The following is a 23,049-nucleotide window of genomic DNA, read 5'->3' on the forward strand; positions in this document are numbered from 1 at the left end:
TGCCCACCCGCCGCACCAGACGGCAGGCCACACAGACCTAACGGAGTCCTACTAGCGCTCCGGTGACGATCTGTACGTACACAGCCGCCAACTCGCGCGACGTCAGCTCAACTCCCGCTGCGTGCAAATCGTTCAACAGCCAGTCGTCCTGGGCACGGCCCCGTACGGTCAGACACTCCTCCCGGTCCGTGAGGCCATCGAGTGCGGCACGGGAGAGTGTCACGTCCTGGCCGTCATGAGAGAGGTACGTGACCGTCGGGGCTGTCATCGCCCGGAGCCGCTCCACCTCCTCCGCGGGCAACCGCAGCAGCAGAAAAAGCGTCGCCAGCGCAGATGGGCTGCGCGAAGCTGGCAACGAGCCTGCGGCCGTCAGCCCCATGGCCGATCTCCGCGAAGACCTCGCGGAGGGGCGGCCGCATCCGCTCGGCTTGGGACCGGGAGAAGTGCCTGCCGCGGCACTAGCATCCGCTGGACGGGTGCGTCGGAGAAGACAGGCCAGCACCCCAGGGGGAACGCTTCTAGTCCGGGAACGGCCTGCGCCCCCGGGGCGCCTTCCAACGCAGGCTCCAGCGGGGAAGCGCCGCGCGCGACGAACCGCCGGTCCGTCAGCATCTCCCGTACGTGTGCCGGGTCCGTGACGTACCAGGAACGCGTCGGATCGTGCCACAAGCGCGTACGCCCGGTAGGGGTTTCTGGCGACCTGACCTCGTCAGGCCAGCGCATCGCGTGAAAAACGACGGCGTCCTCGCGGACCCTCAGCAGGCCGAGGTGCTCGCGGCCGGACCAGGCGTACTTCGCGACGGCCACCTTGCTGCTCCGGTCGAGGGCCATGCGCAGAAGCTTGTGCGGCTTCGCGGCGACCTGCCCGCTCGGGGCCGGGTAGTAGCCCTCGCCGATCTTCAGGGGGTCGAGGGAGTCCAGCGGAACGAATGCGACGATCGCGATCGCCTTCGCCGTCGGCAGCGGCAAGTCCCGCAGCTCCTCGTCGCTGTTCGGGATGACCTGTTCCTTGGTCACTGGTAGCCCTTGCCGATCCCGCCCTGGTCGACCTCGCGGTCCTCGATCTCGCAGTATCTGCGCACCCGTACCCGGCCCATGTCCTCCAGGTGGTACTGGTGGAACCTGATCGAGTGGTCCTCGGTGGCGCTGGCCACGTTCATCGGCACGGTGACCAAACCAAAGCTGATCGCGCCGCTCCAGATGTTCCGGGGCATGACAGACCTCAGCGATTACTCCGAGCAACACCAGGCTATGAGGGCAACTGCCAGCCGCGCACGGGCAGGGGCGCCTGCCGACCCTGACTGGCCTCACTTCGCGGGCACGAGGCTGAGAGTCCTGGAACACCCAGCTCGCACCACGGGTCCCCGGAGCCTGGCATATGGAGTCGTGTGCGGCCGTGGTCGACCCCGACGGCACCGCGCCCCATGACGTTTTGGTCCTGCAGGGTCAGCAGCGCCGTGAAGCGGAAGTCCCAGTCCTCGGAGACGAGATCGGACACGGCCAGCATCAGCACGTCGATGAACCACCGAGGTGGCGCCATTGGACAGGTCCAGGTCGTGGCCACCGCCGGAGAGGATGTTGCTCACCGACCTAGGATGCGATCCCGGCCCTCCACCTGCTTGGAGAAGACGTATGACGGATGCGAGCACCGGCAAAGTGGTCGTGAACAGGGTGATGTCCCTCGATGGGTTCATCGCCGGTCCCGGCCACACGATGGACTGGATCTTCGAGCACATGACGTCGGCGACGTTCCCGGAGGTCATGGCGGCCACGGGCGCCATGCTCATCGGCCGGGGCACGTACGAGGTCGGCAAGCGCATGTCCGACGAGAACACCGACTACGACGGCGGGGCGCAGTTCGTCCTCACCCACCGCCCGCCCGACGAGCCGGACCCCAACGTCACCTTCCTCACCTGCGGCATCGAGGAAGCCGTGGCCATGGCACGCCGCGCCGCCGGTGACAAGAATCTGGAGATCCTCGGCGCCGACGTGGCCGCTCAGTGCCTGCAGCGCGGCCTCGTCGACGAGATCCTGGTGTACGTGCTGCCGGTGCTGCTCGGCGACGGCGTCCGCTTCGCGCCGCCGGGCCTCGACCGGATCGACCTGGAACTGTTCAGCAACGTCCAGTCGGGCGGGGTCACCATGCTGCGCTTCCACGTGCGCAAGTAGGCACGGTCGCAACTACTAGCCTGCTGTCATGGCCCCCCCCGTGGGGCAAGTTCCCCACTCTCGCTGAACATCCACTGGGCCGACGGTGGCTGCAGTTCATGGCGAGCGTCGGTCGGGCTTCCAGCACGATCGACGCGTACGGGCGGTCGAGGACCACCTGCGGTTCTGTGCAGTCGAAGGCACAGATCCCGTACTGGCCGGTGCGGACACGGTTGCCGCCTGGATCGGGGACATGCTCGACCGTCCCCGCCAGCGATCAGCGAAGGCGCCGCTGCATCCGGAGACGGGACTGGCGAACGCGACCGTCCAGCATCGTGTGGTGGCCGTGCGGTCCTTCTACGCGTACCTGGTGGAAGACGGGCTGCGCGAACGGAATCCTGTACGTCGAGGGCAGTGAGCCGCCGTGGCCGTCCTCCTCGGCAGGGGCTCGCGCGGCGCCTCGAGCAGGCACCCTGGCAGCGGATCCTCTTTGCGTGCATGGAAGATCCTTCGTGACTGCCGTCTGAACGGCGACGGCGTTCACACCGCCATGCTCGGCATCGCCCGGCTGCACAACCTCGCCCTCGCGGGGTAGCGCCCGCCCCGTACGAGACCGAGAGCCCCGAGGGAGGTGGCTCCCCACCTCCCCGGCTCGAAGAGTGTTCAGTCGATACAGAACTCGTTGCCCTCGATGTCCAGCATCGGGATGCACGACTCGTTTTCCTCATCGGCATACAGCGTTTGCACGTGGGTTGCACCGAGTGTGACCAGTCGCGCACACTCGGCTTCGAGCGCGGCTAGGCGCTCGTCCCCCACGAGCCCGGTGCCGACCCGGACGTCGAGATGCACCCGATTCTTGGCGATCTTGCCTTCCGGGACACGCTGGAAGTACAGGCGCGGGCCCACGCCTGAGGGATCACTGCAGGCGAACCATGACCCCTGCTCCTCAGGAGGCAGGGTGCGGTTGTACTCGTCCCAGGTGGTGAACCCCTCAGGCGGCGGCGGAATGACGTACCCCAGCACTTCGCACCAGAAGCGAGCGAGGCGCTCAGGTTCTGCGCAGTCAAAGGTGACTTGGAACTTCTTGATCTCTGACATCGGCGCACCGTACCGCGTACCAGGGGGACTCTGCCGCTCATTTCCCCAGGCGGTTCCGCCCGCCCCCGTCGCATCCTGGGCCGCCCTGGAATGAAGGATCGTCGTCAAACCCGGTTGCGCCATGAAGTCGCCGCACGAACTTTGGTCCGATCCTGTCGAGGCCGAGGCGCTGAAGGTTCGACTCGACGATCTGCACCGAGCGAAGATCCGGCTCGCGGGTGAAATGATCTTGTCGTGACTGGTGTGATCACGGCGTTGCCCTCCTGGACAGCCCCGTTCACCGGGCTGAGCCCGCGCAGGTTCGGCGAGCTGATCACCGCTCTGGGTTGGCGGTCTGGGTGCAGAGCGCTGCCGGCTCGCCGGGGAGCGCGTCGGCGAACCAGTCGAGTGCCGCCGCGCACGCCTGGGCGGCGTACCCGCACCCCCACGCTTCCGGCAGGAACATGTAGCCGAGCTCGGCCTCCCCGGCCTCCGGACGAATGCGGCCATGTTCGGCGTCAGCATCGGAACCAGCAGGGGAGAAACCGCCTCAGGGTCCTGCCCCAACAGCCGACCGTGTTCCGCGCGTTCAGACCGGCACCGGCCAGCGCCTCGTGCGCGGCCACCAGCACCAGGGGCTTGAGCCGCACATACCGGGCCCTTGGGCAGGCGGCCGGTCAGCCGGACGCCGACGGCTCCGCGGTGATCAGGCCCTCGCGGTAGGCGATCGCCACGGCCTCGCCGCGGCTCGAGGCGGCCAGCTTGGCGAGGATGTTGGAGACATGGACGCTCGCGGTCTTGCCGCTGATGAACAGTTCCTCGCCGATCTGCCGGTTGCTGCGGCCGAGGGCGAGCAGCCGCAGCACGTCCTGCTCGCGCGCGGTGAGCACGGCGGCCCCGATGCCGCCGCCGGGCCTGTCCGACAGCCGGCCGCGACGGATCAGGGCGTCCACCTGTTCGCGCAGCGGCGCGGTGCCCAGGAGGTCCGCGGTCTCCCGGACCGCCCGGGCCTCCGTCCCGGCCTCCTCACGGCGCCCGGCCGCCACCAGGGCCTCGGCGTACCGCAGCCGGCACCGCGCCTGCTCGTAGACATCGCCGTAGCCGAACGCGGTCACCGCCTCCGCCCAGGCCGCCACGTTCGGCCCCGACCGGGCCCGGACCCACTCGGCCTCGGCACGCGCCAGCCACGCCTGCCCCTCGGGGCCCTGGGGAGTGCCGTCCTCGCCCCGTCCGGCAGTGGCCCGCGCCAGCTCCACCAGTTCCGCAGCGGTGTCCGTCCAGCGGCGCGCGCCGGCCTCGTCACCCGTCAGCCGCAGCCCGGCGGCCGCGTCGGCCACCGCCGCCAGGGCCAGGGCGGCGAGCCGGACCGCCGCGTCGGGCGGCGCGCCCGTCTCGTCGGTGAGAGCCCTGATCGTGGACCGCGTCCACCGCACCGCATCCTCCGGATCATGGCGCAACGCCGCGGCGTCGGTGAGCACGATGCCCGCCACCAGGGCGGCCATCCAGTCGAACGGCCCCTCCAGCAGGGCACGCGCCCGGTCGGCCGCCGCGACGTCACCCCGTGCGAGCGCCACGTACAGCCTGGGTCCGACCGTGTACCCGCCGGCCGGAGGCAGCACTTCGGCATCGGCCGCCGCCGCGCGTACACACTCCTCCCAGCGGCCCAGCACCTGCAGCACCACCAGCCGCAGATAGCGCATCTCCAGCGGGTACGGCGACGACAGCAGCCCGGCACGCCGGGCACGGTCCAGGCCCTCCGTCAGCCAGGGCACACACTCCGCCAGGTCCCCGTTCTCGTAGCAGCCCATGGCGAGGTTGAACAGCGCCCGCAGCTCCACGGCCGCGTTGCCCGAACTCCGGGCGAGGTCCCGGGCCCGCATCAGCCGCTCACGGCCCTGCGGTGCGCGCCGCCCGCCCTCGTCGAAACCGGCCAGGGAGATGAGCAGGTCCGCCTGGGCGTCGGGCACCCGCAGCTCTTCGGCCACGGTGAGGGCCCGGCGGGCGACGCGCAGCGCGGTCTCGTTCTCCCCGACGTAGCGCGCGGCCATGACGTGCGTGGCGGCGGCCCACACCCACGTCCGCGACGGGGGCTGCTCGGGGATCATCGCCAGGGCCTCGCTGCTGTAGGCGAACGCCGCCGTCAGGCTGTCCACCCGCAGCAGGTCCCCGGCCAGCGTGTAGCGGACCCGGGCGGCGAGTTCGGAGTCGGCGTCCTGGCCGAGCTCCGCCAGCGCGGACCGGGTGAGGGAGACCGCACGGTGCAGCTCCCCGGCGTGCGCGGCGGCCGCGGAGGCCCGCAGGGTCAGCGTCACCCGGTCGGCACCCCCGTCCGGCGGACGGGCCTCGGGCCCCACGGCCGGCCACAGATCGAGGGCCGCTTCGAGATGCCGCTGCTCCTCGGCCGGCGCACCGACCTGCTGGGCGTGATCGGCGGCCTCCAGCGATGCGGCCAGCGCCTCGGCGAGGTCGTGGCTCTCCCGGTAGTGGTGGGCGCGCTCGGCGGCACTCTCGGCGAGGTTCCCGCGCCCGGCGAGCAGCCGCGCGAACGCGCCGTGCAGCCTCGCCCGCTCCCCGGGCAGCAGATCGGCGTAGACGGCCTCGCGGGCGAGGGCGTGCCGGAAGGAGTACGTGTCGTCGTCCCCGGCGACGAGCAACTGCCGTCCCACCGCCTCCCGCAGCGCCGACTCCAGCTCCGCCTCCGGCAGCCCGACCGCCTCCCGCAGCAGGTCGTGGTCCACTCGGCGCCCGGCGACGGCGGCGGTCCGCAGCACCTGCTGCGTGGTCTCGGAGAGCTGCTCGAAGCGGATCAGCAGCACATCGGCGAGCCCGCTGGGCACCCCGCCGGACTCCGTGTCGGTGGCGGCGAGCAACTCCTCCGCGTAGAAGGCGTTCCCCTCGGCCCGCTCCACGATCCGCCGCACCGTGGCCTCCGGCAGCGGCCTGGGCTCCAGGGCACGCACCAGCCGGTTCACATCGGGGTCGGCCAGCGGCCGCAACTCCAGCCGCTCGACGGCCGGCAGCCGTACCAGCTCCGCGAGCAGCGGCCGCAGCGGATGCCGCCGGTGCAGATCGTCCGCCCGGTACGAGGCGAACACCGCCAGCCGGTGCCGGAGCACGCCCCGCCCGAGCAGGAACCGCAGCAGATCCCGCGACGACTGGTCGGCCCAGTGCAGATCCTCCAGCACCAGCAACAGCGGGGCGACCTCCGCCACATCGGCGAGCAGTCCCGCCATCCCCTCGAACAGCCGCAACCGCCCGTCCACGTCCCGCACGGAGCCGGTCCCGGCCCCCAGCAGCCTCTCGACCACGGGATGAGCGGCCAGGGCACCCGAGAACCGCTCGTCGGCGGTGAACACCCCCAGAATCTCGGTGAACGGCAGATAGGGGAGTCCGACGTCCCCGAGATCCACACAGTGCCCGGTGACCACGGTCATCCCGTGGTCACCGGCCCGCCCGGAGATCTCCTCCAGCAGCCGCGTCTTGCCGACTCCGGCGTCCCCGGCAAGAAGCACGGCCCGGGCCTCGCCGGCACGTGCGTGTTCCAGCACGCCCGAGAGCCGACCGAGTTCGGCTTCCCGTCCTACGACCGGCGTGACGAATGAAATCTGAGGCACTCGACCAACTCTCCTGGGGGCGTGGGACTGTGACACCGTGCGGCCCCGCCGCGCGAGCGCGGCCAACCACATACCACCCGCTGCCGCGATGGACCGGACCCTCTAGGTCCGCAAGACCTTGGCCCAGTCCGCCGGCACCCGCCCCGCAGGTCCGGGCGTGGGCTGATCGGCCGGATGACTCACCGGCCCCGCCAACTCCGGCCCGCCCCCGTACAGTTCGTTCGTCCCGTAGTTCCAGTACCAGTCCTCCGCCGCGGGTGGAACCACCCCCCACCCGCCGCATCGCACTCCGCGCACCCGTTGCCGCTCGGCGGCACACTCGGGTCGATTCCGTTCCGGCCCCTCATGCCGACTCCTTCTCGACCCCTGCGAGCGGATCCGGACACCTGGTTGAACGACGCGGGGTGGGCCGGGAACCTCGGCAGCGTACGGACCCGCCCGCCGGACTCCTCCCGCACCATCCGGTACGCCCCGCCGAACCGCCGCCTCAGGCCCCGGGCCACGGCCCGGGAGACGCCCGGGTCGTCGTCCACGGTCATGATGACGGTCCGCGCCGAATCGGCGGCCTGTGCCATACGTCCCCCACGCCGGGCGGTCGACTCACGGCACGGCGTCCCGGGGCACCGCGCCGATCTCCGCCCATCGTATGTTCGATCGCCCCGCCGCGCTCCGATACGCGGACCGGTTCGGCGGGCCCGGCCGTCCCAGGGCTGTCGGCCACCACCGCGCGGTGAGGCGGGAGAGGTAGTGAAGACTGTGCGGCAGCACGTAGTGATCGTGACAAGGGAGGCACCGGGATGACACGCCCGATCACCGCAGGGGTCGACGGATCGCAGGAGAGCCTCGCGGCCCTCGCCTGGGCGGCGCGGGAGGCGGTGCGGCGCGACCGGCCGCTGCGCGTGGTGCACGCCTGGCGGTTCCAGCCGCAGGAGACGCTCGGAGCGGGCATCGAGGGGGACGCGGACAGCCAGGCAGAGTGGGTCCACAGTGCGGTGACCGGGGCCGTCGGGACCGTCGGCGAACGGCATCCGGATCTCGCGGTGACCACCGACGTCATCGAGGGCGCGGTGGCCGACACCCTGGTCGCGGCGGCGGCCGACGCCGAGTTGCTGGTGCTCGGCTCGCGCGGGCACGGTCGCCTCGTCGGGTTCCTGCTCGGCTCGGTCGGCCAGCAGGTGATCGCCGCGGCCACCCGGCCCGTGGTGCTCGTCCGGGCCGGTGACCAGCCCTCGTCCGAGGCCGCCGGGCGCGAGATCGTCGTGGGTCAGCAGGGCGACCCGCAGGACAGCGCCGACGCGCTGCGCTTCGCCTTCGAGACCGCCGCCGCGCGCGGGGCGGCCGTGCGGGTCGTGCGGGCCTGGAGCCTGCCGCCCGTCTTCGCCTACAGCCCCGGTTCGCTGAAGCTCCTCGACGAGGCCGGGGGACTGGAGCCGTACGAGAAGAAGAGCCTGGCCGCCGCGGTCCGGCCTTTCCGGGACCGCTTCCCCGACGTGCCGGTCGAGGAGCACGTGGAGATGGGCAGCGCGAGCCAGGTGCTGCTGTCGGTGGCCGGGACGGCCCAGCTGATGGTCGTCGGCCGCCGGGCCCACCGCACGGCCGTAGGGGCTCGCATCGGCTCGGTGGCCCACGGGATGCTGCACCACGCGGACTGCCCGGTGGCGGTGGTGCCGCACGTGTGACGGCCCCGGCCGCTCACTCCGCCGTCGGCTGCAGGGTCTTGCTCGCCTTGGGCAGGATGTTCTTGATGTAGTCCTCGACCGCGGTCTCGATGCCGATGTCGTGCTGGGCCCGCTCGGACATGTACCAGCGGTGTTCGAGGAGCTGGTGGTAGATCTCCGCCGGGTCCATCGCACCGCGCAGTTCGAGCGGCACGGCCCGCACGGTCGGCCGGAACACCTCCCGCACCCAGCGGTGGGCCAGTACCTCGGGGCGGGCTCCGAGGGGGTCGCCCGGCGCGTAGTCGTCCTGGGTCGCCATCCAGCTCTCCAGGTCGTTCAGCAGCCGCCGGGCCTGGTTCTCCTCGGTGTCCAGCCCGGTCAGGCGCAGCAGTTGCCGCTGGTGGTGGCCCGCGTCGACGACCTTGGGCACGAAGCTGACCGTGTCCCCGTTCGAGGCGTGCTCGATCTGCATCTCCGCGACGTCGAAGCCGAGGTCGTTCAGGCGGCGGATCCGGCGTTCGATGTGGTGGTACTTGTCGGCCGGGTAGACGGAGGCCCGGGTCAGCTCCTCCCACAGGCCGCGGTAGCGGGCGCAGATCTCCATGCCGAACTCGATCGGGTCCACGGACGGGTGCAGCGCCCCCGACGCCTCCAGATCGAGCAGCTCACCGCTGATGTTCACCCGGGCGAGATCGAGGTCGTAGTCCCGCTGCCCGGCGCTGAGCTGCGGATGCAGGTCACCCGTCTCGGCGTCGACGAGGTACGCGGCGTAGGCGCCGGCGTCGCGCCGGAAGAGGGTGTTGGACAGCGAGCAGTCGCCCCAGGCGAACCCGGCCAGGTGCAGTCGCACCAGGAGCACGGCGAGCGCGTCCATCAGCCGGTGCATGGTGGCCGGGCGCATGGTCGTCTCGAACATCGAGCGGTACGGCATCGAGCCGCCCAGGTGCCGGGTGACCAGGACGCTCTCCAGTGGGGCGCCGCTCGCGTCGGTGCGGCCGGTGACCACGGCCAGCGGGTCCACTGCGGGGATGCCGATCCGGTCGAGGCCGCGCAGCAGCTCGTACTCGCGCAGCGCGGGCCGCTCGGCCAGTTCCTTGACGGCGATCACCTCGTCGCCGGCGCGGGAGTAGCGCACCACGTGCCGGGAGATGCCGCGCGGCAGCGGGACGAGGTACTCCTCCGGCCAGTCCTCCAGGGGCAGGTGCCACGGCAGTTCCAGCAAGAGCGCGGGGTGCTCGGGGTTCGTCGCGCTGATCTGCAGTGCCATGCGCCGGGTGTCCTTGTCTCGCCGCCGATCGTCGCCTCACTCTAAGGGGTCCTTGCTCCAGAGCGCCCGGTCAGGTCGCGTGCTCCGGTGTCTGGGGAGGCACGGCCGCGCGACCCGGGCGCTCCTGGTGCGAGAACCTCTGCAGGGCGCGTTCCCGGGCCCGGTGAGCGGCGTCCCGCACCGGCCCGCGGTGGACCGGCCCGTGGCCGGGGAGCAGCAGCCCGCCCTCCAGTTCCGCCAGGACGTCCAGAGAGGCCAGGGCCAGCGGCCGCTCGCGGTGGAACATGTCCGGCAGCAGCTGCGGCCCTGCCACCCGCGAGGTGGGGTGTCCGCTGACCAGGGCGTCCCCACAGATCAGCACACCGGTGCCGGGCGGGTGGTAGGCGCAGTGCCCGTCGGTGTGGCCGGGTGTGTGCACCGGCACCGGCCGTCCGCGGGCGGGTCCAGTGGCCCCCGCCGCCGGGAACGCCTGTGGAGCGGTGACGGGGACAGGGGGGTGCCGCCCGCGCGCAGGGCGTGCACCGCCCACGGCAGGACCCCCGGCCGCCGGCCGTTCCTCAGCACTGTCCCGACGGACGCCTGGTGCAGGAACTTACGGCGCGCGTGGGGCACTTCGGCCTCGTGCAGGTGGACGGGCGTGCCGTACGCGGCGCTCAGGTGCTCGGCATTGCCCAGATGGTCGTTGTGCGCGTGCGTGATCAGCACGGCCGCTACCGCCTCCGGTGAGCTGCCCACCTGCGCGAGCGGGGCCAGGACCTGCTCCCGGCCACCGGGGTAGCCGGTGTCGACCAGGGTGACGGCGTCTCCCCCGCTGAGGATCACCCAGTTGGTGTTCGAGCCGTGCACCAGGTAGGTGCCTTCCGCGACTTGGCGCACGTCCGCCCGCATGATCGCCCCGCCTCGTGTGGTCCCGGTACCGGCCCGTCGGGAGAAGGGAAGCAGACCAGGGGGCAGGCGGAATCGCCGGGTCCGCCTCAATGGAGCCGTGCGGGAGGAGTGTTCGGTCCGTGGTCAGCGCACACCGTGCGGGCGGAACTGGATGCTGATGCGCGGCTCCGTCGCGCGGGTGCTCTTGGGGATCGCGTGCTCCCAGGTGCGCTGGCAGGAGCCGCCCATCACGACGAGGTCGCCGTGGCCCAGCGGACGGCGCACGGTGTCCCGGCCGCCCCCGAGCGGGCGCAGCAGCAGGTCCCGGGGCGCCCCGACCGAGAGGATCGCGACCATCGTGTCCTCGCGCGCGCCGCGCCCGATCCGGTCTCCGTGCCAGGCCACACTGTCCCGGCCGTCGCGGTAGTAGCACAGTCCGGCCGTGGTGAACGGCTCGCCCAGCTCCTCGCCGTAGTGGGCGCTCAACGCGGTCCGAGCCTCGGCCAGCACCGGGTGCGGCAGCTGATCGTCCACGCCGTAGAACGCGAGCAGGCGGGGGACGTCGACCACGTTGTCGTACATCTTGCGCCGCTCCGCCCGCCACGGAACCTCCGCGGCCAGCAGCTCGAACAGTCCGTCCGAGCCGCTGAGCCACCCGGGCAGGACGTCGAGCCAGGCGCCGAAGCCCAGGTGGGTACGGCTGATCCCGTCCAGAGAGCCGAGGCGCAGCTCGTCGGCCTGGTCGAAGAGGGAGCCCTGGAGATGCATGCGGCCAGCGTACCCCCAAATCGAAAATGTGTTCCATGAAGAATCGGTCTTTCGATACATCGGTGTATCCAATACAGTCGTGTATCAAAAGGAGGCCGGAGATGCCTGCCGAGGGAACCACGGGGCGCGTGACCAGGCGCCGAGTCCGCACACGCGCCAACCTCCTCGAGGCGGCCTTCTCCGTGTTCGCGGCCAAGGGCTTCGGGCATGTCTCGATCGAGGAGGTCTGCGAGGCCGCGGGCTACAGCAGGGGTGCCTTCTACTCCAACTTCTCCAGCCTCGACGAGCTGTTCTTCGCCCTCTACCGCGAGCGGGCCGACCTGATCGCCGAGCAGGTGTCCGGTGCCCTCGCCCTCGACGGGCCCGGCCTCGACGTGCCCGCCGCCGTGGACCGCGTCACCCACGTGCTGCTCCTCGACCGTGACTGGCTCCTGGTCAAGACGGACTTCCTGGTCCACGCCGCCCGAGACCCGGAGGTGGCACGGAGCCTGCTCGAACACCGTGCGCGGCTGCGGCGGGCCATCGCCGAGCGGCTCGGCCGGGCCCGCGGGCACACCGCGCTGCCCGCCGTGCTGGGCGACACCGACGGCGCCGCCCGCGCCGTGGTCGCCGCCTACGACGGCGTCACCACGCAACTGCTGCTGGACCGGGACCTCGATCACGCCCGCGCCTGGCTGAAGCAACTGCTCACGGCCCTGCTGACCGACGGCAGCGGCACCCTCGCCCACCCGAAGAACTGAAGAAGGGAACGTCGCCATGGATGCCGATGTCATCGTCGTCGGAGCCGGCCTCGCCGGTCTGGTCGCCGCACACGAACTGACCAGCAGGGGCCGGCGGGTCGCCCTCGTCGACCAGGAGAACGCCAACAACCTCGGCGGCCAGGCCTTCTGGTCCTTCGGTGGGCTGTTCCTCGTCGACTCGCCCGAGCAGCGGCGCCTGGGTATCAAGGACTCCTTCGACCTCGCCTGGAGCGACTGGCGCGGCAGCGCGGGTTTCGACCGGCTGGAGGACGAGGACTCCTGGGCCGTGCGCTGGGCCCGCGCCTACGTCGAGTTCGCCGCGGGGGAGAAGCGGTCCTGGCTGGACGAACACGGCATCAAGTTCCTGCCCACCGTCGGCTGGGCCGAGCGCGGCGACCTCACCGCGCACGGGCACGGCAACTCGGTGCCCCGGTTCCACATCGCCTGGGGCACCGGCACCGGCGTCGTCGAACCGTTCGTGCGCTACGCCAGGCAGGCCGCCCGCGACGGCCTGCTCACCTTCCACCACCGACACCGCGTCGACGCACTCGTCGTCGAGGACGGTACCGCCCGGGGCGTACGCGGCACGGTCCTGGCCGAGGACCCCGCACCCCGCGGCGTCGCCTCCGGCCGCGACGCGATCGGCGAGTTCGAACTCACCGCCCAGGCCGTCATCGTCACCAGCGGCGGTATCGGCGCGAACCACGACATCGTCCGCCGCTACTGGCCGGAACGCCTCGGCACCCCGCCCCGCGAGATGGTCACCGGCGTCCCCGCCTACGTCGACGGGCGCATGCTCGACATCAGTGCCGAGGCGGGCGTACGGCTGGTCAACCGCGACCGCATGTGGCACTACACCGAGGGCCTGCAGAACTGGGACCCGATCTGGCCCGGCCACGGCATCCGCATCCTGCCCGGACCGTCCTCGATGTGGTTCGACGCCCTGGGCCGCCGCCTGCCCGGCCCGTACCTGCCCGGCTACGACACCCTCGGCACCCTGAAGCACCTGCGCACCACCGAGGACATCGCCGGCTACGACCACTCCTGGTTCATCCTCACCCAGAAGATCATCGAGAAGGAGTTCGCGCTGTCGGGCTCCGAGCAGAACCCCGACATCACCGCCAAGGACCGCGCGGGGTTCCTCAGGGAACGCATCCTCGGCAAGGGCGCGCCCGGGCCGGTCGACGCGTTCCTGCGCAAGGGCGCCGACTTCGTCACCGCCCCCGGTATCGAGCAGCTCGTCGAGAAGATGAACCAGCTCACCGACAAGCCGCTGCTCGACGCTGCCGGGATCAAGCGCCAGGTCGAGGCCCGTGACCTGCAGATCGCCAACCCCTACGCCAAGGACGCCCAGGTGCAGGGCATCCGCAACGCCCGCCGCTACATCGGCGACCGCCTCGGACGGGTCTCCACCCCGCACCGCATCCTCGACCCGGCCGCAGGCCCGCTGATCGGCGTCAAGCTGCACATCCTCACCCGCAAGACCCTCGGCGGCATCCAGACCGACCTCGACTCCCGCGCCCTGGGGACCGACGGCAAGGCGGTCGAGGGCCTTTACGCGGCCGGTGAGGTCGCCGGATTCGGCGGCGGCGGTGTGCACGGCTACAACGCGCTGGAGGGCACCTTCCTCGGCGGATGCCTCTTCTCCGGGCGGGCGGCGGGCCGGGCGGCGGCGAAGCAGACCGGCTGACCTGGCAGAACGGCCCGCCGCCTCACGCTTCGAGGAGGCGGGCCAGCACCGTGGCGTGGCTCTCCTGCGGCGTCTTCGACGCGGTCAGCAAAGTCACATCGCCCTTGCGGACCAGCTCCCGCACTCCGTCGAGGACCCCGGCCGCCTCACGGGCGGCGAGCTCCGCCTCGTACCGTTCGGCGAACTCCTCGTAGGAGCCCTCGCCCGCGTGGTACCAGCGCCGCAGCTCCGTCGACGGGGTGATCGCCTTCGGCCACTCGTCCACCCGGGCCGCGTCCTTCGCGATTCCGCGCGGCCACAACCGGTCGACCAGGACCCGCACTCCGTCCTCCGGCTCGGCGGGATCGTAGACACGGCGCACGCGCACGCTCATGGTCGGCTCCTCTCCGCGGCGGTCACGGGTGTGCCGCGAGCCCGGCCCCGGCCGGGGGCGCGTACCGTTCGCCACCGATCGGTGCCGAACGGCCGGTTCCGCTCGGCCGGGCGGGTGTTCCGTCCGCCCGGCCGAGCCGGGGAAGAAAGGTGATGACATGAGTGCACCCCAGATCCCCAGGTGCGGTGGCCGGTGTTAGCCGGAGCGGCGGCGGGCGGCCGCGCGGCGCTTCAGCGCACGCCGTTCGTTCTCGCTCGTCCCGCCCCACACGCCGATGGACTGGCCCGTGTCCAGGGCCCATTGCAGACACTGCTCCTGGACGGGGCAGCGCCGTCGGCACACCGCCTTGGCCTGCTCCGTCTGCAGCAGAGCCGGGCCGGAGGTGCCGATCGGGAAGAAGAGCTCGGGGTCCTCGTGCCGACAGGCAGCGTGGTCTCGCCAGTTGTCCATCGAAGTCACCTGCATCGCAGTAGAAACGTGCTCTCTCGGATGCTTACTCCTCTTCGGGTCACCTGTCGCTGCGTGGTGAAACAGGGCGTTCCCGGACAGTCGTTCACTGTTCCCGCATGCCCCAGGGGGAGCCGTACTCCGTCAGCAGGTCCAGGAAGGGCCGGGCCGGGAAGGCCTCCGGGCCGAGGACGCCCGCACCGGACCAGGCGCCCGTGGCGAGGAGTTCGAGCGCGACCACGGGATTGATCGCGGTCTGCCACACCACCGCCTGGGAGCCGTACTCCGCCATGGACCACTGGTTGTCGACCACGTGGTACAGGTAGACCTCGCGCGGCTCGCCGTCCTTCAGGCCCCGCACCCAGGTGCCCGCACACGTCTTGCCGTGCATCCGCTCGCCCAGCGTCGCCGGGTCGGGCAGGCAGGCGGCGACCACGTCCCGGGGTGAGACCTTCACCGGCCCGTCCGGCCCGGCCACGGTCACCGGTTCGGTGCGGTCCAGGCCCAGCAGATGCAGCGTCTTCAGCGTGTCGACGAACTCCCGGCCCAGACCGTACTTGAAGGTCACCCGGCCGGCGTCGATCCAGCGCGGGACGAGCAGCACCTCCTCGTGCTCCACGTTCACGCACTCCACCGGGCCGATGCCCTCGGGAAAGTCGAAGATCTCGGGCTCGCTGAAGGGCTCGGTGGTGAACCAGCCCTTGCCGGCCTCGTGGACGACCGGCGGGTTGAGGCACTCCTCGATGGTGGTCCAGATGCTGAACGAGGGTGCGAAGTCGTAGCCGTCGACGGTCAGGTTCGCGCCGTCGCGGATGCCGATCTCCTCGATCTCGTCGAAGAGTTCGTCGGCGGCGTAGCGCGCGAACACGTCCGACAGACCCGGCTCCACGCCCATGCCGACCAGGGCCAGCAACCCCTCCTTCTCCCAGTCGGCGGCCTGCGCGAACTGCTCGTCGCCGAGCTTGACCCCGCACTCCTCGTACGGCCGCTCGGTGTGCGGGCGGGACAGCGACATCGCCATGTCGAGATAGGTGGCGCCCGCGGCGCGGGCCGCGCGGAACAGGGGCATCACGAAGCGGGGATCGGTGGCGTTGAGGAGGACGTCGCAGCGGTGCCAGGCGAGCAGGCGGGCCACGGCCGCCTCGTCGCCGGCGTCCACCTGCTCGGCGGTGAACCGCGCGTCACCGCCCAGCGCCGCGACCGCCGCCTCGGCGCGGTCCGGGGCGTAGTCGGCCACCACCATGGCCTCGAAGAACGGCCGCCGGGCCGCGATCCGGGTGATGGCTCCGCCCACACCACCGGCACCCACGAGCAGTACACGCATGACAGAAACTCCCTTTTTGCGTAGAAACGCGACGCGCTCTTGGGGAGATACAACGCCGCCCCGTGTCTTAAGGTCAATGGCGTTGGCATAAGGATCCGGGGCCGGGCCCCGAGGAGGGAGTCCGCCGTGCCCAAGCCCGTGGTGCCCGAGGGGAAGCGCCGTCGGCGCAGGCCCACCAAGAGCGGCACCGTCCTGTCCGAGGAGCTGATCGTCGGCACCGCGCTGCGCATGCTGCGCGAACACGGCAGCGCGGGGCTGACCGCCCGCCGGCTGGGCCTCGCCCTGGACGCCGACCCGAGCACGCTCTACCGGTACTTCCGCGGCATGGACGACCTGACCCTCGCCATCGGCGACGCGCTCATCGGCCAGGCCCTGGAGGGCTGGCGGCCCACAGGGGAGTGGCGGGCGGACCTGCGGTCCTTCGGGCTGCGCATCCACGCCGCGTATCTCGCACACCCGCAGGCGGCCCTGCTCACCACGAACCGCGTCACGGGCCGGGCCCACGAACTGGCCGCCGACGAGGCCGTCCTGGACGTCCTGCGCACAGCCGGTTTCCCGCTGCCCGACACCGTGCGCATCTACCACGCCTTCATCGACCAGACCCTGGCCTTCGCCGCGCTGGACGCCGCCTCGCTGACCCTGCCCAGCGACTCGCTGCACGCCGACGAGGACATGTGGCGATCTACGTACGCCCGCCTGCCCGCCACCACCCATCCCCGCATCGCCGAGGCGGCGCCCCTGCTCGCCACCCGCATGCTCACCAGCGCCTACCCGGCGGCCCTGGAGATGCTGCTGGACAGTGCGGCGGCCCGGCTGGAAAACATCGGGGCCTGAGCGGGCCCGAGCGTCAGGCGCGCAGGGCTTCCGCCGCGGTCTCCGTCACCGTCTCCGCCACCCGCGCCAGGGCCGGCGAGTCGAGCTTCCACTGCTGCCAGTACAGCGGCACGTCGACCGTGCGGCCCGGGGCGATGCAGGCGAGCCGGCCGTCGCGCAGCAGCGGATCCGCCTGGGGCTCCGGCACCAGACCCCAGCCCAGCCCGGCGGCGACGGCCTCGACGAAGCCCTCCGAGGTCGGCACGTAGTGCCGCAGAGTGCCCGCGCCGCTCCGCCCCCGGGTGAGCCCGCGGACGAAGCCGTCCTGGAAGTCGTCGCGCCGGTCGAAGACCACCACGGGCACCTCCGTGAGCGCCTGCGTCAAGGGCCCGCCGAGGTGGCGCGCGGCGAAGTCCGGCGCGGCCACGGGCAGGTAGCGCATCCGCCCGAGCGACCGCGCCGTGCAGCCGGGCACGGGATCCGCGGACGAGGTCACCGCGGCCATCACCACGCCCTCCCGCAGCAGCGCCGCCGTGTGGTCCTCGTCCTCGCGGCGCAGCTCGAAGCAGAGCCGCGGCTCCTGCGGCACGCGCGTCAGGACGGGCAGGAACCAGGTGGCCAGAGAGTCCGCGTTCACCGCCACCGACACCCGTGTCGGCTCCCCGGCGCCGCTCAGCCCCAGCTCCGCGTACGCGTCGTGCTCCAGCCGCGCCACCTGGCGGGCCAGGCGCACCAGCACCTCGCCCGACTCGGTCGGCCGCACCGGCTTGGTCCGCAGCAGCAGGACCCGCCCGGTGCGCTGCTCCAGCGCCTTCACCCGCTGGCTGATCGCCGACGGCGTCACATGCAGTGCGGCCGCCGCCGCGTCGAACGTCCCCTCGTCCACGACGGCGAGCAGGGTCCGCACCTGGTCCAGCGGGAGATCGGTCATCATCACGCGTGCTAATGATACGTAAGAATCCTTAGCTGGCCCCTGACTGGGCGTGTCCGTAGCGTCGACGCCATGACCAGCACCTTCACCGCCGGCGCCGCCGGTTTCGGCACCGGACTGTCCCTCATCGTCGCCATCGGCGCCCAGAACGCCTTCGTCCTGCGCCAGGGGATCCGCCGCCAGGCCGTTCTCGCCGTCGTCGGGATCTGCGCCCTGTCCGACGCCGCGCTCATCGCGCTCGGGGTCGGCGGGGTCGGCGCGGTGGTGGTGAGGTGGCCGGGCGCCCTGACGGTGGTCGGCTGGGTCGGCGGCGCGTTCCTGCTGGGCTACGGCGCCCTGGCCGCCCGCCGGGTGTTCCGGCCGGACGGCGGCGCGCTGCGGACGGAGGGCGAGGCGGCCGGATCGGTGCGCCGGGCGGTGCTCACCTGCCTGGCGATGACCTGGCTCAACCCCCACGTCTACCTCGACACCGTGTTCCTGCTGGGCTCTGTCGCCGCCGGCCACGGTTCGCTGCGCTGGACGTTCGGTCTCGGCGCGGTGCTGGCCAGCCTGTGCTGGTTCACCGCCCTCGGGTTCGGAGCCCGTATGCTCGGCCGCTTCCTCACCGAGCCCGCCGCCTGGCGCGTCCTGGACGGCCTGGTCGCCGTCACCATGATCGTGCTCGGCGCCGTACTCGTCCTCGGCAGCTGACACCTCGCCTGCGGGGCGCGCTTCGGCTGGTGCGACAGTGATCCTCACCCGAGAGATGTGGCGAGCACCGAGGAAGCGGCGCGTGGACGCGAGCGAGAGCGCGACCGAACGGCGGGAGCCCGAGTCGAAGGAGCCACGGCGGCGCGGCCGGCGGCGCTGGGCCATGGGCACCCGCGCCTGCCGCCTTCGGCCCCCGCGCCGCCGTCGCGGGCGGCGGACTCCTGGTCGTCGCGGTGATGCTGGTACTGGCCGCCGCCGCGCCGGTGCTGCGGCGCTACCGGGTCTGACGTCTCACAGGGCTCCGCGCCGGTGCAGCGTGTACTGCTCCATCAGCTTGCCCCGGGTCATCTCCAGCCGGTGCGCGAGCACCTCGGCGACGTTCCGCACGAGCATCAGCCCGAGCTCCGGGTCCTCCTCGCACAACCCCAGCACGGCCGCCGCGTCGAACTCGTAGGCCCGCACCGGGCTGAACGCCACCGCGCCGAAGTCCCAGGTGTAGGGCGGGAACAGCCACGACCAGCCGAGCAGGTCGCCCGCGCCGAGGCTGGCCACGGTCACCCGCTGCAGGGAGCTCACCTGCTGGTCCAGGGAGACGGCGCCGGAGCGGATGATCCAGAAGCGGTCGGCCGTGCCGTCCGCCTCGAAGATCCGGGCGTCCTCGGGAAAGGACACCTCCCGGGCGAGCGTCATCAGACGCTGCCGCTGGGGCGGAGGCAGGGCGGTCAGGAGTTTGATCGCTTTGGTCATGCGGAGCTCCTCGCCGGGCGGTCGACTGCGGTGCTGTCCCTAGGGGGTCCTTTCACTATGCCCGCCCGGGTCGCGCGGCCTGGCACCGCGCCTCGCCGCGTTGCCGAGAAGCCCTGGTGGCTCCTCGCCCGAGCTCTCGCCTTCGCTCGAGCAGGGGGCACCCCCATCGACGGCTCTCCGGCGCCCTGCGATGCACGGCACCAGACCACGCGACCTGATCGGGCGCTCATAGTGAAAGGGCCCCTAAGCCCATTTCAGCCGCTGGCGGGGCCCTGGGCACCTCGGCGTACGGGACTTCTTCGGGCAGGCTGTCCGGGCATGAAAAAGCCCTGGCTGGACGGGGGAGACCAGCCAGGGCCGTAAGCGGTGATGCGCGGAGGACGAGGGGTCGACTCCGGCACCACGTATGGATGAACCGTAAACCATCTAGGAGCTGTGTGCGTCCCCGAGGCCGGGTTGCGTGACCTGTTTCACGTCCGGGTCACCGCATGAGCACCCGGACCGTCTCCGGTCCCGGGTCCTCGGGGTCGGGCAGGTGCATGTCGCCGTCCTGTGCGCCGGGTTCCCGGCGTGTGCCCCGGCGATCCGGTCGTACCAGGGCGCCGGCCCCCGCCCGGTCAGTCCTCCGGGCCGTGTTTGCCCGGAGTCACGATCTCGTCCAGCACCCGCAGCACCGCCTCGTAGGACATCCGCCGCACGGTCGCGTCCCGAGCCCCTTGCGGGTCGGTCGCATGCAGCTCCTCGCTCCTGGTCCGCCAGGCCCGCTCTTCCTGCACCGCGCACTCCCTCGCACGCTGGATGCGCCGCAGCAACTCGTCCGAATCCACCACATCGGTCATGCACACCGCGTACCCGCCCGGCGCACGGAAATGGCACCCGGCCCACGGCCGTTCGAGGTGTTTTCGCGTCTTCCGGCCGGACCGGAGGTTTGCAGGTGCGGGGAGAGGTGAGCCGAAGAGCAGGACCGCGGCGCTCGTGCGGTGTTCGTCCCGAACGCCGCGACAGGTCGAAGCGAGCAGTGGGTCCGCGGGCCCCAGGCAGGCCCGTGCGGGCGGCCGCGGAGCGCGGTCCGGACCCGGTTTTCCGTCTGTGCTGCCAGGGAGCTGCAGAATGTGCGACGAGCACATGATCGAACCCGTATTCGAGCCGCCCGGCGCCCACCGCGCCCGGCCGTGCAAACCCGCCGAGGCGCGCCGGGCGGTGGAGCGGGCCGTGGCCGAGCGCTGCCGGGCCACCCACACCCCGTGCGACACGGACGCGCTGTCCGACGCGCTGCTCGTCGTCTCGGAGCTGACGACCAACGCGATCCTGCACGGCGGCGGCGTCACCGACTTCCAGGTCGACGTCGACGGCCCGGGTGTGCGCGTCTCGGTGAGCGACGGCAGTGACGCGCTGCCCGTGACCGTGCCACGCACCGACCCGCACGGCCGGATGCGGCACGGCGGCCACGGCTGGCCCATCGTCTGCCGGCTCGCCCGCGACATCCGGGTGTCGGACCTGCCCGCCGGGGGCAAGTGCATCACCGCCGTCGTACCCCTGTCCTGAAGACCCGTGAGTCTGCGCCCGACAGATTGCACAGCAAAGCGGAGTTTGTTCCACCAGGGGCAGGGCAGACGCAGTTTCGTGCTTCGGACCGGAGGCGCGCCAGCGGGAGCGGTATGACTGCCCCGGAGGCCCTCCGGGCGTTCCGGGCAGCGATCTTCCCGCGGTCAGTCCCTGAAACCACCGTTCAGGAGCGAATCCGCATGCTCATCGAAACGCCCACCCATCGTCCCGGCACGCCCGAAACGACGACCCCCGCTTCCCGGCGGCGTCACGACGACGCCCCCGACACCGCCGCCCTCTTCGCCCGGATGGCGGAGCTGGAAGAGGGTCCCGAGCGGGAGGCCGTCCGCGACGAACTGGTCACCCTGTGGCTGCCCATGGCCCACCGCATCGCCGGCCGCTTCCGCGACCGCGGAGAGTCGATCGAGGACCTCCGGCAGGTCGCCGCACTGGGCCTGGTCAAGGCCATCGACCGGTTCGACCCGAGCCGGGGTGCCTTCGAGAGTTACGCCGTCCCCACCATCACCGGCGAGGTCAAGCGGCACTTCAGGGACCGCATGTGGGCCCTGCGGGTCCCCCGCCGTGTGCAGGAGCTGCGCAACAAGGTGCGGGTGGCACGACGTGAACTCACCCAGAACCCGGGTAGCCCCGAGCCCTCCGTGGCGGCCCTCGCCACCCACACCGGCCTGACCGAGGAAGAGGTCAACGCCGGGCTCGAGGCCCTGGACAGCTTCAGCACCCTGTCGCTGGACGCCGAGCTCTCGGCCGACGACGACGGCTACAGCCTCGCGGACACCCTCGGCGCCGCCGACTCCTCCTACGACGTCGTCGTGGACCGCGAGTCGGCCAAGGAAGGCCTGCGCCGGCTGCCGGAACGCGAACGGGCCATCCTCTACATGCGCTTCTTCGAGGACATGACCCAGAGCCGTATCGCCGACCACCTCGGCATCTCCCAGATGCACGTCTCGCGCCTCATCAGCCGCAGCTGCGCCCGTGTGCGCGACGAGGTCCTGGGGCAGCGGACGGGCACCCGGGGGAGCGGCGGCCCCTTCACGACGGCCTGACCATTCCGACCCCGCGAGGAGCGAACGACCCATGCTGAGGCCCCACCCCGCCGTGCTGCGCAGACTCGTCGACGAGTACGAGGCCCTGGCGGCCGCCGAGGCCGCCCGCGGACCGGCGGAGCTGAATCCACGGGCCCGCGACCTGGCGTACACCCTGTGCGTGTCCACCGGCACCCGGGACGTCAAGCGCGCCCTGGAAGCCGCTCACCGGTGGCTCGCGGCCGCACCGGCCCGCGAGCCTGCTGTGCCGGCGGCCGGACAGCGCATGCCGGCCACGGAGCCCGCCTGACGCGCGTGTGCCACTGACACGAGGGGGAAGGCGAGGCAGAACGAGGGCCCGGCCGACGGCGGAAGCCGCGGCCGGGCCCGTTCGCGTCATGTCACCGAGACCCTGGGAGTCCCATGTCCACAGCCGGGCGGGCAACGGCCGACGACGAGCTGGAGCGCCTGCGAGCCGAGGTGCGCGACCTGCGCGCCCGGGCGCGCGTCCACCCACTGATCTCGCAGGCGCAGGGCATCGTGCAGGAGCGGTACGCGCTCCCGGACGGGGAGAGCGGCTTCGCGTTGATGCAGCGGGCGTCCCAGCGGTACAACGTCAAGCTGCGCACGCTGGCCGGCGTCCTGGTGACCGCACCGCGGCCCGACGAGCCGGACACGCTGTGGTTCCCGCGGCGCGTCCGCGGGCCGGAACCCGACCTGACCTTCATGCGGGCGCACCGGCCCGGGGCCGGCAGCCGTGGTGCCGTCCTGCGGGCCGTGCTGGACTCCACCCTGGCAGTGGTCGGCACCGACATGGGCAACGTGCAGCTCACCGACCCCGCGCGGGGAGGTCTGCGCATCGAACAGCACACCGGCCTCACGGCCGACTTCGTCGACTTCTTCGCCCACGTCGGCGAGGACGGCACCTCGTGCGCCCGGGCCGCCCAGGACGTCGCCCAGGTCACCGTGCGCGACGTGGAGAGCGACCCGGTGTTCACCGAACCGGCCCGGCGGGCCATCCTCGCGGCGGGCAGCAGGGCCTGCCACAGCGTGCCGCTGACGACCGAGTCGGGGCGGTGCGTCGGCATGGTCTCGGCCCACTTGGACCGGCCCCTGAACGGACTGACGACGGCCCAGAGCAAGGCCCTCGACGCGGTGGGCGGCCAGGCCGGCCGCTGGCTCGCCTGGCACGACCGCACGGTGGTCCTGGACGCCCTGGAGTACCTGCACGCCCTCGGCCGCGCCGGTCGAGGATCGAGGTTCCGGCGGTCCTGAGCCGGTCACGGACGTGACACCTGCGTGCCGCT

Annotated in this window: 20 protein-coding genes and 6 pseudogenes; 12 read left to right on the plus strand and 14 right to left on the minus strand. The window is 72.0% G+C overall.

Annotated elements, in window-relative coordinates; genetic code table 11:
* Positions 1-687: 687 nt before the first annotated feature.
* A pseudogene (locus ACFU3E_RS32110) lies at positions 688-1,214 on the minus strand (Ku protein); the annotation flags it as partial.
* 418 nt (positions 1,215-1,632) lie between these two features.
* Here ACFU3E_RS32110 and ACFU3E_RS32115 point away from each other — a divergent pair.
* Positions 1,633-2,169 carry a dihydrofolate reductase family protein gene (locus tag ACFU3E_RS32115; RefSeq protein WP_384166235.1) on the plus strand — a complete coding sequence of 179 codons (537 nt, stop codon included), beginning with the start codon at positions 1,633-1,635 and terminating at the stop codon, positions 2,167-2,169.
* A gap of 469 nt (positions 2,170-2,638) precedes the next feature.
* Positions 2,639-2,743, plus strand: a pseudogene (locus tag ACFU3E_RS32120) (IS5/IS1182 family transposase); the annotation flags it as partial.
* Positions 2,744-2,811: 68 nt separating this feature from the next.
* Here the strand turns inward: ACFU3E_RS32120 and ACFU3E_RS32125 are convergent.
* On the minus strand, positions 2,812-3,246 hold the full coding sequence (locus tag ACFU3E_RS32125) for a VOC family protein (RefSeq protein WP_384166237.1): 435 nt from the start codon (positions 3,244-3,246) through the stop codon (positions 2,812-2,814).
* Between the two features lie 234 nt (positions 3,247-3,480).
* Here ACFU3E_RS32125 and ACFU3E_RS32130 point away from each other — a divergent pair.
* Positions 3,481-3,570: pseudogene (locus tag ACFU3E_RS32130) on the plus strand (IS5/IS1182 family transposase); the annotation flags it as partial.
* A 1-nt stretch (position 3,571) separates the two neighbouring features.
* On the opposite strand, the pseudogene ACFU3E_RS32135 reads toward ACFU3E_RS32130, so the two are convergent.
* From ACFU3E_RS32135 to ACFU3E_RS32145, 3 genes and pseudogenes are all read right to left on the minus strand, one after another.
* Positions 3,572-3,745 (minus strand): annotated as a pseudogene (locus tag ACFU3E_RS32135) (GNAT family N-acetyltransferase); the annotation flags it as partial.
* Positions 3,746-3,902: 157 nt separating this feature from the next.
* Complete coding sequence (locus ACFU3E_RS32140; RefSeq protein WP_384166240.1) at positions 3,903-6,839, minus strand: AAA family ATPase; 2,937 nt, start codon at positions 6,837-6,839, stop codon at positions 3,903-3,905.
* A gap of 102 nt (positions 6,840-6,941) precedes the next feature.
* Positions 6,942-7,186: pseudogene (locus ACFU3E_RS32145) on the minus strand (hypothetical protein).
* Positions 7,187-7,636: 450 nt separating this feature from the next.
* Between ACFU3E_RS32145 and ACFU3E_RS32150 the strand changes: the two are divergent.
* Positions 7,637-8,518, plus strand: coding sequence for a universal stress protein (locus ACFU3E_RS32150; protein ID WP_384166243.1), 882 nt, complete (start codon positions 7,637-7,639; stop codon positions 8,516-8,518).
* 13 nt (positions 8,519-8,531) lie between these two features.
* Here ACFU3E_RS32150 and ACFU3E_RS32155 read toward each other — a convergent pair whose 3' ends face one another.
* The 3 genes and pseudogenes from ACFU3E_RS32155 to ACFU3E_RS32165 all read right to left on the minus strand — a co-directional run bounded on the left by ACFU3E_RS32155 (position 8,532) and on the right by ACFU3E_RS32165 (position 11,399).
* Entirely contained in the window at positions 8,532-9,764 is a 1,233-nt protein-coding gene (locus ACFU3E_RS32155) for a DUF4032 domain-containing protein (protein WP_384166246.1), read from the minus strand.
* Positions 9,765-9,909: 145 nt separating this feature from the next.
* Positions 9,910-10,652 (minus strand): annotated as a pseudogene (locus ACFU3E_RS32160) (MBL fold metallo-hydrolase); the annotation flags it as partial.
* A gap of 123 nt (positions 10,653-10,775) precedes the next feature.
* Entirely contained in the window at positions 10,776-11,399 is a 624-nt protein-coding gene (locus ACFU3E_RS32165; RefSeq protein WP_384166249.1) for an alpha-ketoglutarate-dependent dioxygenase AlkB, read from the minus strand.
* 101 nt (positions 11,400-11,500) lie between these two features.
* On the opposite strand from ACFU3E_RS32165, the gene ACFU3E_RS32170 reads away from it, so the two are divergent.
* Together ACFU3E_RS32170 and ACFU3E_RS32175 are read left to right on the plus strand one after the other, a co-directional pair.
* Entirely contained in the window at positions 11,501-12,139 is a 639-nt protein-coding gene (locus ACFU3E_RS32170) for a TetR/AcrR family transcriptional regulator (RefSeq protein WP_384166252.1), read from the plus strand.
* 16 nt (positions 12,140-12,155) lie between these two features.
* Entirely contained in the window at positions 12,156-13,829 is a 1,674-nt protein-coding gene (locus tag ACFU3E_RS32175) for an FAD-binding dehydrogenase (protein WP_384166254.1), read from the plus strand.
* 22 nt (positions 13,830-13,851) lie between these two features.
* On the opposite strand, the gene ACFU3E_RS32180 is transcribed toward ACFU3E_RS32175, so the two are convergent.
* The 3 genes from ACFU3E_RS32180 to ACFU3E_RS32190 form a co-directional block, all read right to left on the minus strand.
* Positions 13,852-14,202 carry a DUF488 domain-containing protein gene (locus ACFU3E_RS32180; protein ID WP_384166257.1) on the minus strand — a complete coding sequence of 117 codons (351 nt, stop codon included), beginning with the start codon at positions 14,200-14,202 and terminating at the stop codon, positions 13,852-13,854.
* A gap of 195 nt (positions 14,203-14,397) precedes the next feature.
* The gene (locus ACFU3E_RS32185) at positions 14,398-14,652 is read right to left on the minus strand and encodes a WhiB family transcriptional regulator (protein WP_102909756.1); all 255 of its coding nucleotides are present in this window, start codon (positions 14,650-14,652) and stop codon (positions 14,398-14,400) included.
* 103 nt (positions 14,653-14,755) lie between these two features.
* Complete coding sequence (locus tag ACFU3E_RS32190) at positions 14,756-15,973, minus strand: saccharopine dehydrogenase family protein (protein WP_384166260.1); 1,218 nt, start codon at positions 15,971-15,973, stop codon at positions 14,756-14,758.
* Positions 15,974-16,099: 126 nt separating this feature from the next.
* Between ACFU3E_RS32190 and ACFU3E_RS32195 the strand changes: the two genes are divergently transcribed.
* Positions 16,100-16,807 (plus strand): TetR/AcrR family transcriptional regulator, encoded by a 708-nt coding sequence (locus tag ACFU3E_RS32195; protein ID WP_384166263.1) that lies wholly within the window; start codon positions 16,100-16,102, stop codon positions 16,805-16,807.
* A 13-nt stretch (positions 16,808-16,820) separates the two neighbouring features.
* Here the strand turns inward: ACFU3E_RS32195 and ACFU3E_RS32200 are convergent, their stop codons facing one another.
* Complete coding sequence (locus ACFU3E_RS32200; protein WP_384166330.1) at positions 16,821-17,720, minus strand: LysR family transcriptional regulator ArgP; 900 nt, start codon at positions 17,718-17,720, stop codon at positions 16,821-16,823.
* A 69-nt stretch (positions 17,721-17,789) separates the two neighbouring features.
* Between ACFU3E_RS32200 and ACFU3E_RS32205 the strand changes: the two genes are divergently transcribed.
* On the plus strand, positions 17,790-18,407 hold the full coding sequence (locus ACFU3E_RS32205; RefSeq protein WP_384166266.1) for a LysE/ArgO family amino acid transporter: 618 nt from the start codon (positions 17,790-17,792) through the stop codon (positions 18,405-18,407).
* A gap of 291 nt (positions 18,408-18,698) precedes the next feature.
* Here ACFU3E_RS32205 and ACFU3E_RS32210 read toward each other — a convergent pair whose 3' ends face one another.
* Both ACFU3E_RS32210 and ACFU3E_RS32215 read right to left on the minus strand, forming a co-directional pair.
* The gene (locus ACFU3E_RS32210) at positions 18,699-19,154 is read right to left on the minus strand and encodes a cyclic nucleotide-binding domain-containing protein (RefSeq protein WP_384166269.1); all 456 of its coding nucleotides are present in this window, start codon (positions 19,152-19,154) and stop codon (positions 18,699-18,701) included.
* Positions 19,155-19,771: 617 nt separating this feature from the next.
* Positions 19,772-19,993 (minus strand): hypothetical protein, encoded by a 222-nt coding sequence (locus tag ACFU3E_RS32215; RefSeq protein ID WP_384166272.1) that lies wholly within the window; start codon positions 19,991-19,993, stop codon positions 19,772-19,774.
* Positions 19,994-20,264: 271 nt separating this feature from the next.
* On the opposite strand from ACFU3E_RS32215, the gene ACFU3E_RS32220 reads away from it, so the two are divergent.
* The 4 genes from ACFU3E_RS32220 to ACFU3E_RS32235 all read left to right on the plus strand — a co-directional run bounded on the left by ACFU3E_RS32220 (position 20,265) and on the right by ACFU3E_RS32235 (position 23,017).
* On the plus strand, positions 20,265-20,699 hold the full coding sequence (locus ACFU3E_RS32220; protein WP_384166275.1) for an ATP-binding protein: 435 nt from the start codon (positions 20,265-20,267) through the stop codon (positions 20,697-20,699).
* Positions 20,700-20,899: 200 nt separating this feature from the next.
* Positions 20,900-21,763: a SigB/SigF/SigG family RNA polymerase sigma factor gene (locus tag ACFU3E_RS32225; protein WP_384166278.1), complete on the plus strand. Its 864-nt coding sequence runs from the start codon at positions 20,900-20,902 to the stop codon at positions 21,761-21,763.
* A 31-nt stretch (positions 21,764-21,794) separates the two neighbouring features.
* Positions 21,795-22,052, plus strand: a complete 258-nt coding sequence (locus tag ACFU3E_RS32230; RefSeq protein ID WP_384166281.1) for a DUF5133 domain-containing protein — start codon at positions 21,795-21,797, stop codon at positions 22,050-22,052.
* 113 nt (positions 22,053-22,165) lie between these two features.
* Positions 22,166-23,017, plus strand: coding sequence for an ANTAR domain-containing protein (locus ACFU3E_RS32235; RefSeq protein WP_384166284.1), 852 nt, complete (start codon positions 22,166-22,168; stop codon positions 23,015-23,017).
* Positions 23,018-23,049 lie beyond the last annotated feature (32 nt).

This window comes from Streptomyces sp. NPDC057424 (genome assembly GCF_042803315.1).
In the GTDB taxonomy this organism is placed as follows: Bacteria; Actinomycetota; Actinomycetes; order Streptomycetales; family Streptomycetaceae; genus Streptomyces.

Coding starts and splice junctions, on each gene's coding strand:
- ACFU3E_RS32115 (WP_384166235.1), top strand. CDS start 1,633: ATGACGGATGCGAGCACCGGCAAAGTGGTCGTGAACAGGGTGATGTCC.
- ACFU3E_RS32205 (WP_384166266.1), top strand. CDS start 17,790: ATGACCAGCACCTTCACCGCCGGCGCCGCCGGTTTCGGCACCGGACTG.
- ACFU3E_RS32210 (WP_384166269.1), bottom strand. CDS start 19,154: ATGACCAAAGCGATCAAACTCCTGACCGCCCTGCCTCCGCCCCAGCGG.
- ACFU3E_RS32215 (WP_384166272.1), bottom strand. CDS start 19,993: ATGACCGATGTGGTGGATTCGGACGAGTTGCTGCGGCGCATCCAGCGT.
- ACFU3E_RS32180 (WP_384166257.1), bottom strand. CDS start 14,202: ATGAGCGTGCGCGTGCGCCGTGTCTACGATCCCGCCGAGCCGGAGGAC.
- ACFU3E_RS32190 (WP_384166260.1), bottom strand. CDS start 15,973: ATGCGTGTACTGCTCGTGGGTGCCGGTGGTGTGGGCGGAGCCATCACC.
- ACFU3E_RS32165 (WP_384166249.1), bottom strand. CDS start 11,399: ATGCATCTCCAGGGCTCCCTCTTCGACCAGGCCGACGAGCTGCGCCTC.
- ACFU3E_RS32175 (WP_384166254.1), top strand. CDS start 12,156: ATGGATGCCGATGTCATCGTCGTCGGAGCCGGCCTCGCCGGTCTGGTC.
- ACFU3E_RS32125 (WP_384166237.1), bottom strand. CDS start 3,246: ATGTCAGAGATCAAGAAGTTCCAAGTCACCTTTGACTGCGCAGAACCT.
- ACFU3E_RS32225 (WP_384166278.1), top strand. CDS start 20,900: ATGCTCATCGAAACGCCCACCCATCGTCCCGGCACGCCCGAAACGACG.
- ACFU3E_RS32230 (WP_384166281.1), top strand. CDS start 21,795: ATGCTGAGGCCCCACCCCGCCGTGCTGCGCAGACTCGTCGACGAGTAC.
- ACFU3E_RS32155 (WP_384166246.1), bottom strand. CDS start 9,764: ATGGCACTGCAGATCAGCGCGACGAACCCCGAGCACCCCGCGCTCTTG.
- ACFU3E_RS32185 (WP_102909756.1), bottom strand. CDS start 14,652: ATGGACAACTGGCGAGACCACGCTGCCTGTCGGCACGAGGACCCCGAG.
- ACFU3E_RS32200 (WP_384166330.1), bottom strand. CDS start 17,720: ATGATGACCGATCTCCCGCTGGACCAGGTGCGGACCCTGCTCGCCGTC.
- ACFU3E_RS32235 (WP_384166284.1), top strand. CDS start 22,166: ATGTCCACAGCCGGGCGGGCAACGGCCGACGACGAGCTGGAGCGCCTG.
- ACFU3E_RS32150 (WP_384166243.1), top strand. CDS start 7,637: ATGACACGCCCGATCACCGCAGGGGTCGACGGATCGCAGGAGAGCCTC.
- ACFU3E_RS32170 (WP_384166252.1), top strand. CDS start 11,501: ATGCCTGCCGAGGGAACCACGGGGCGCGTGACCAGGCGCCGAGTCCGC.
- ACFU3E_RS32220 (WP_384166275.1), top strand. CDS start 20,265: ATGTGCGACGAGCACATGATCGAACCCGTATTCGAGCCGCCCGGCGCC.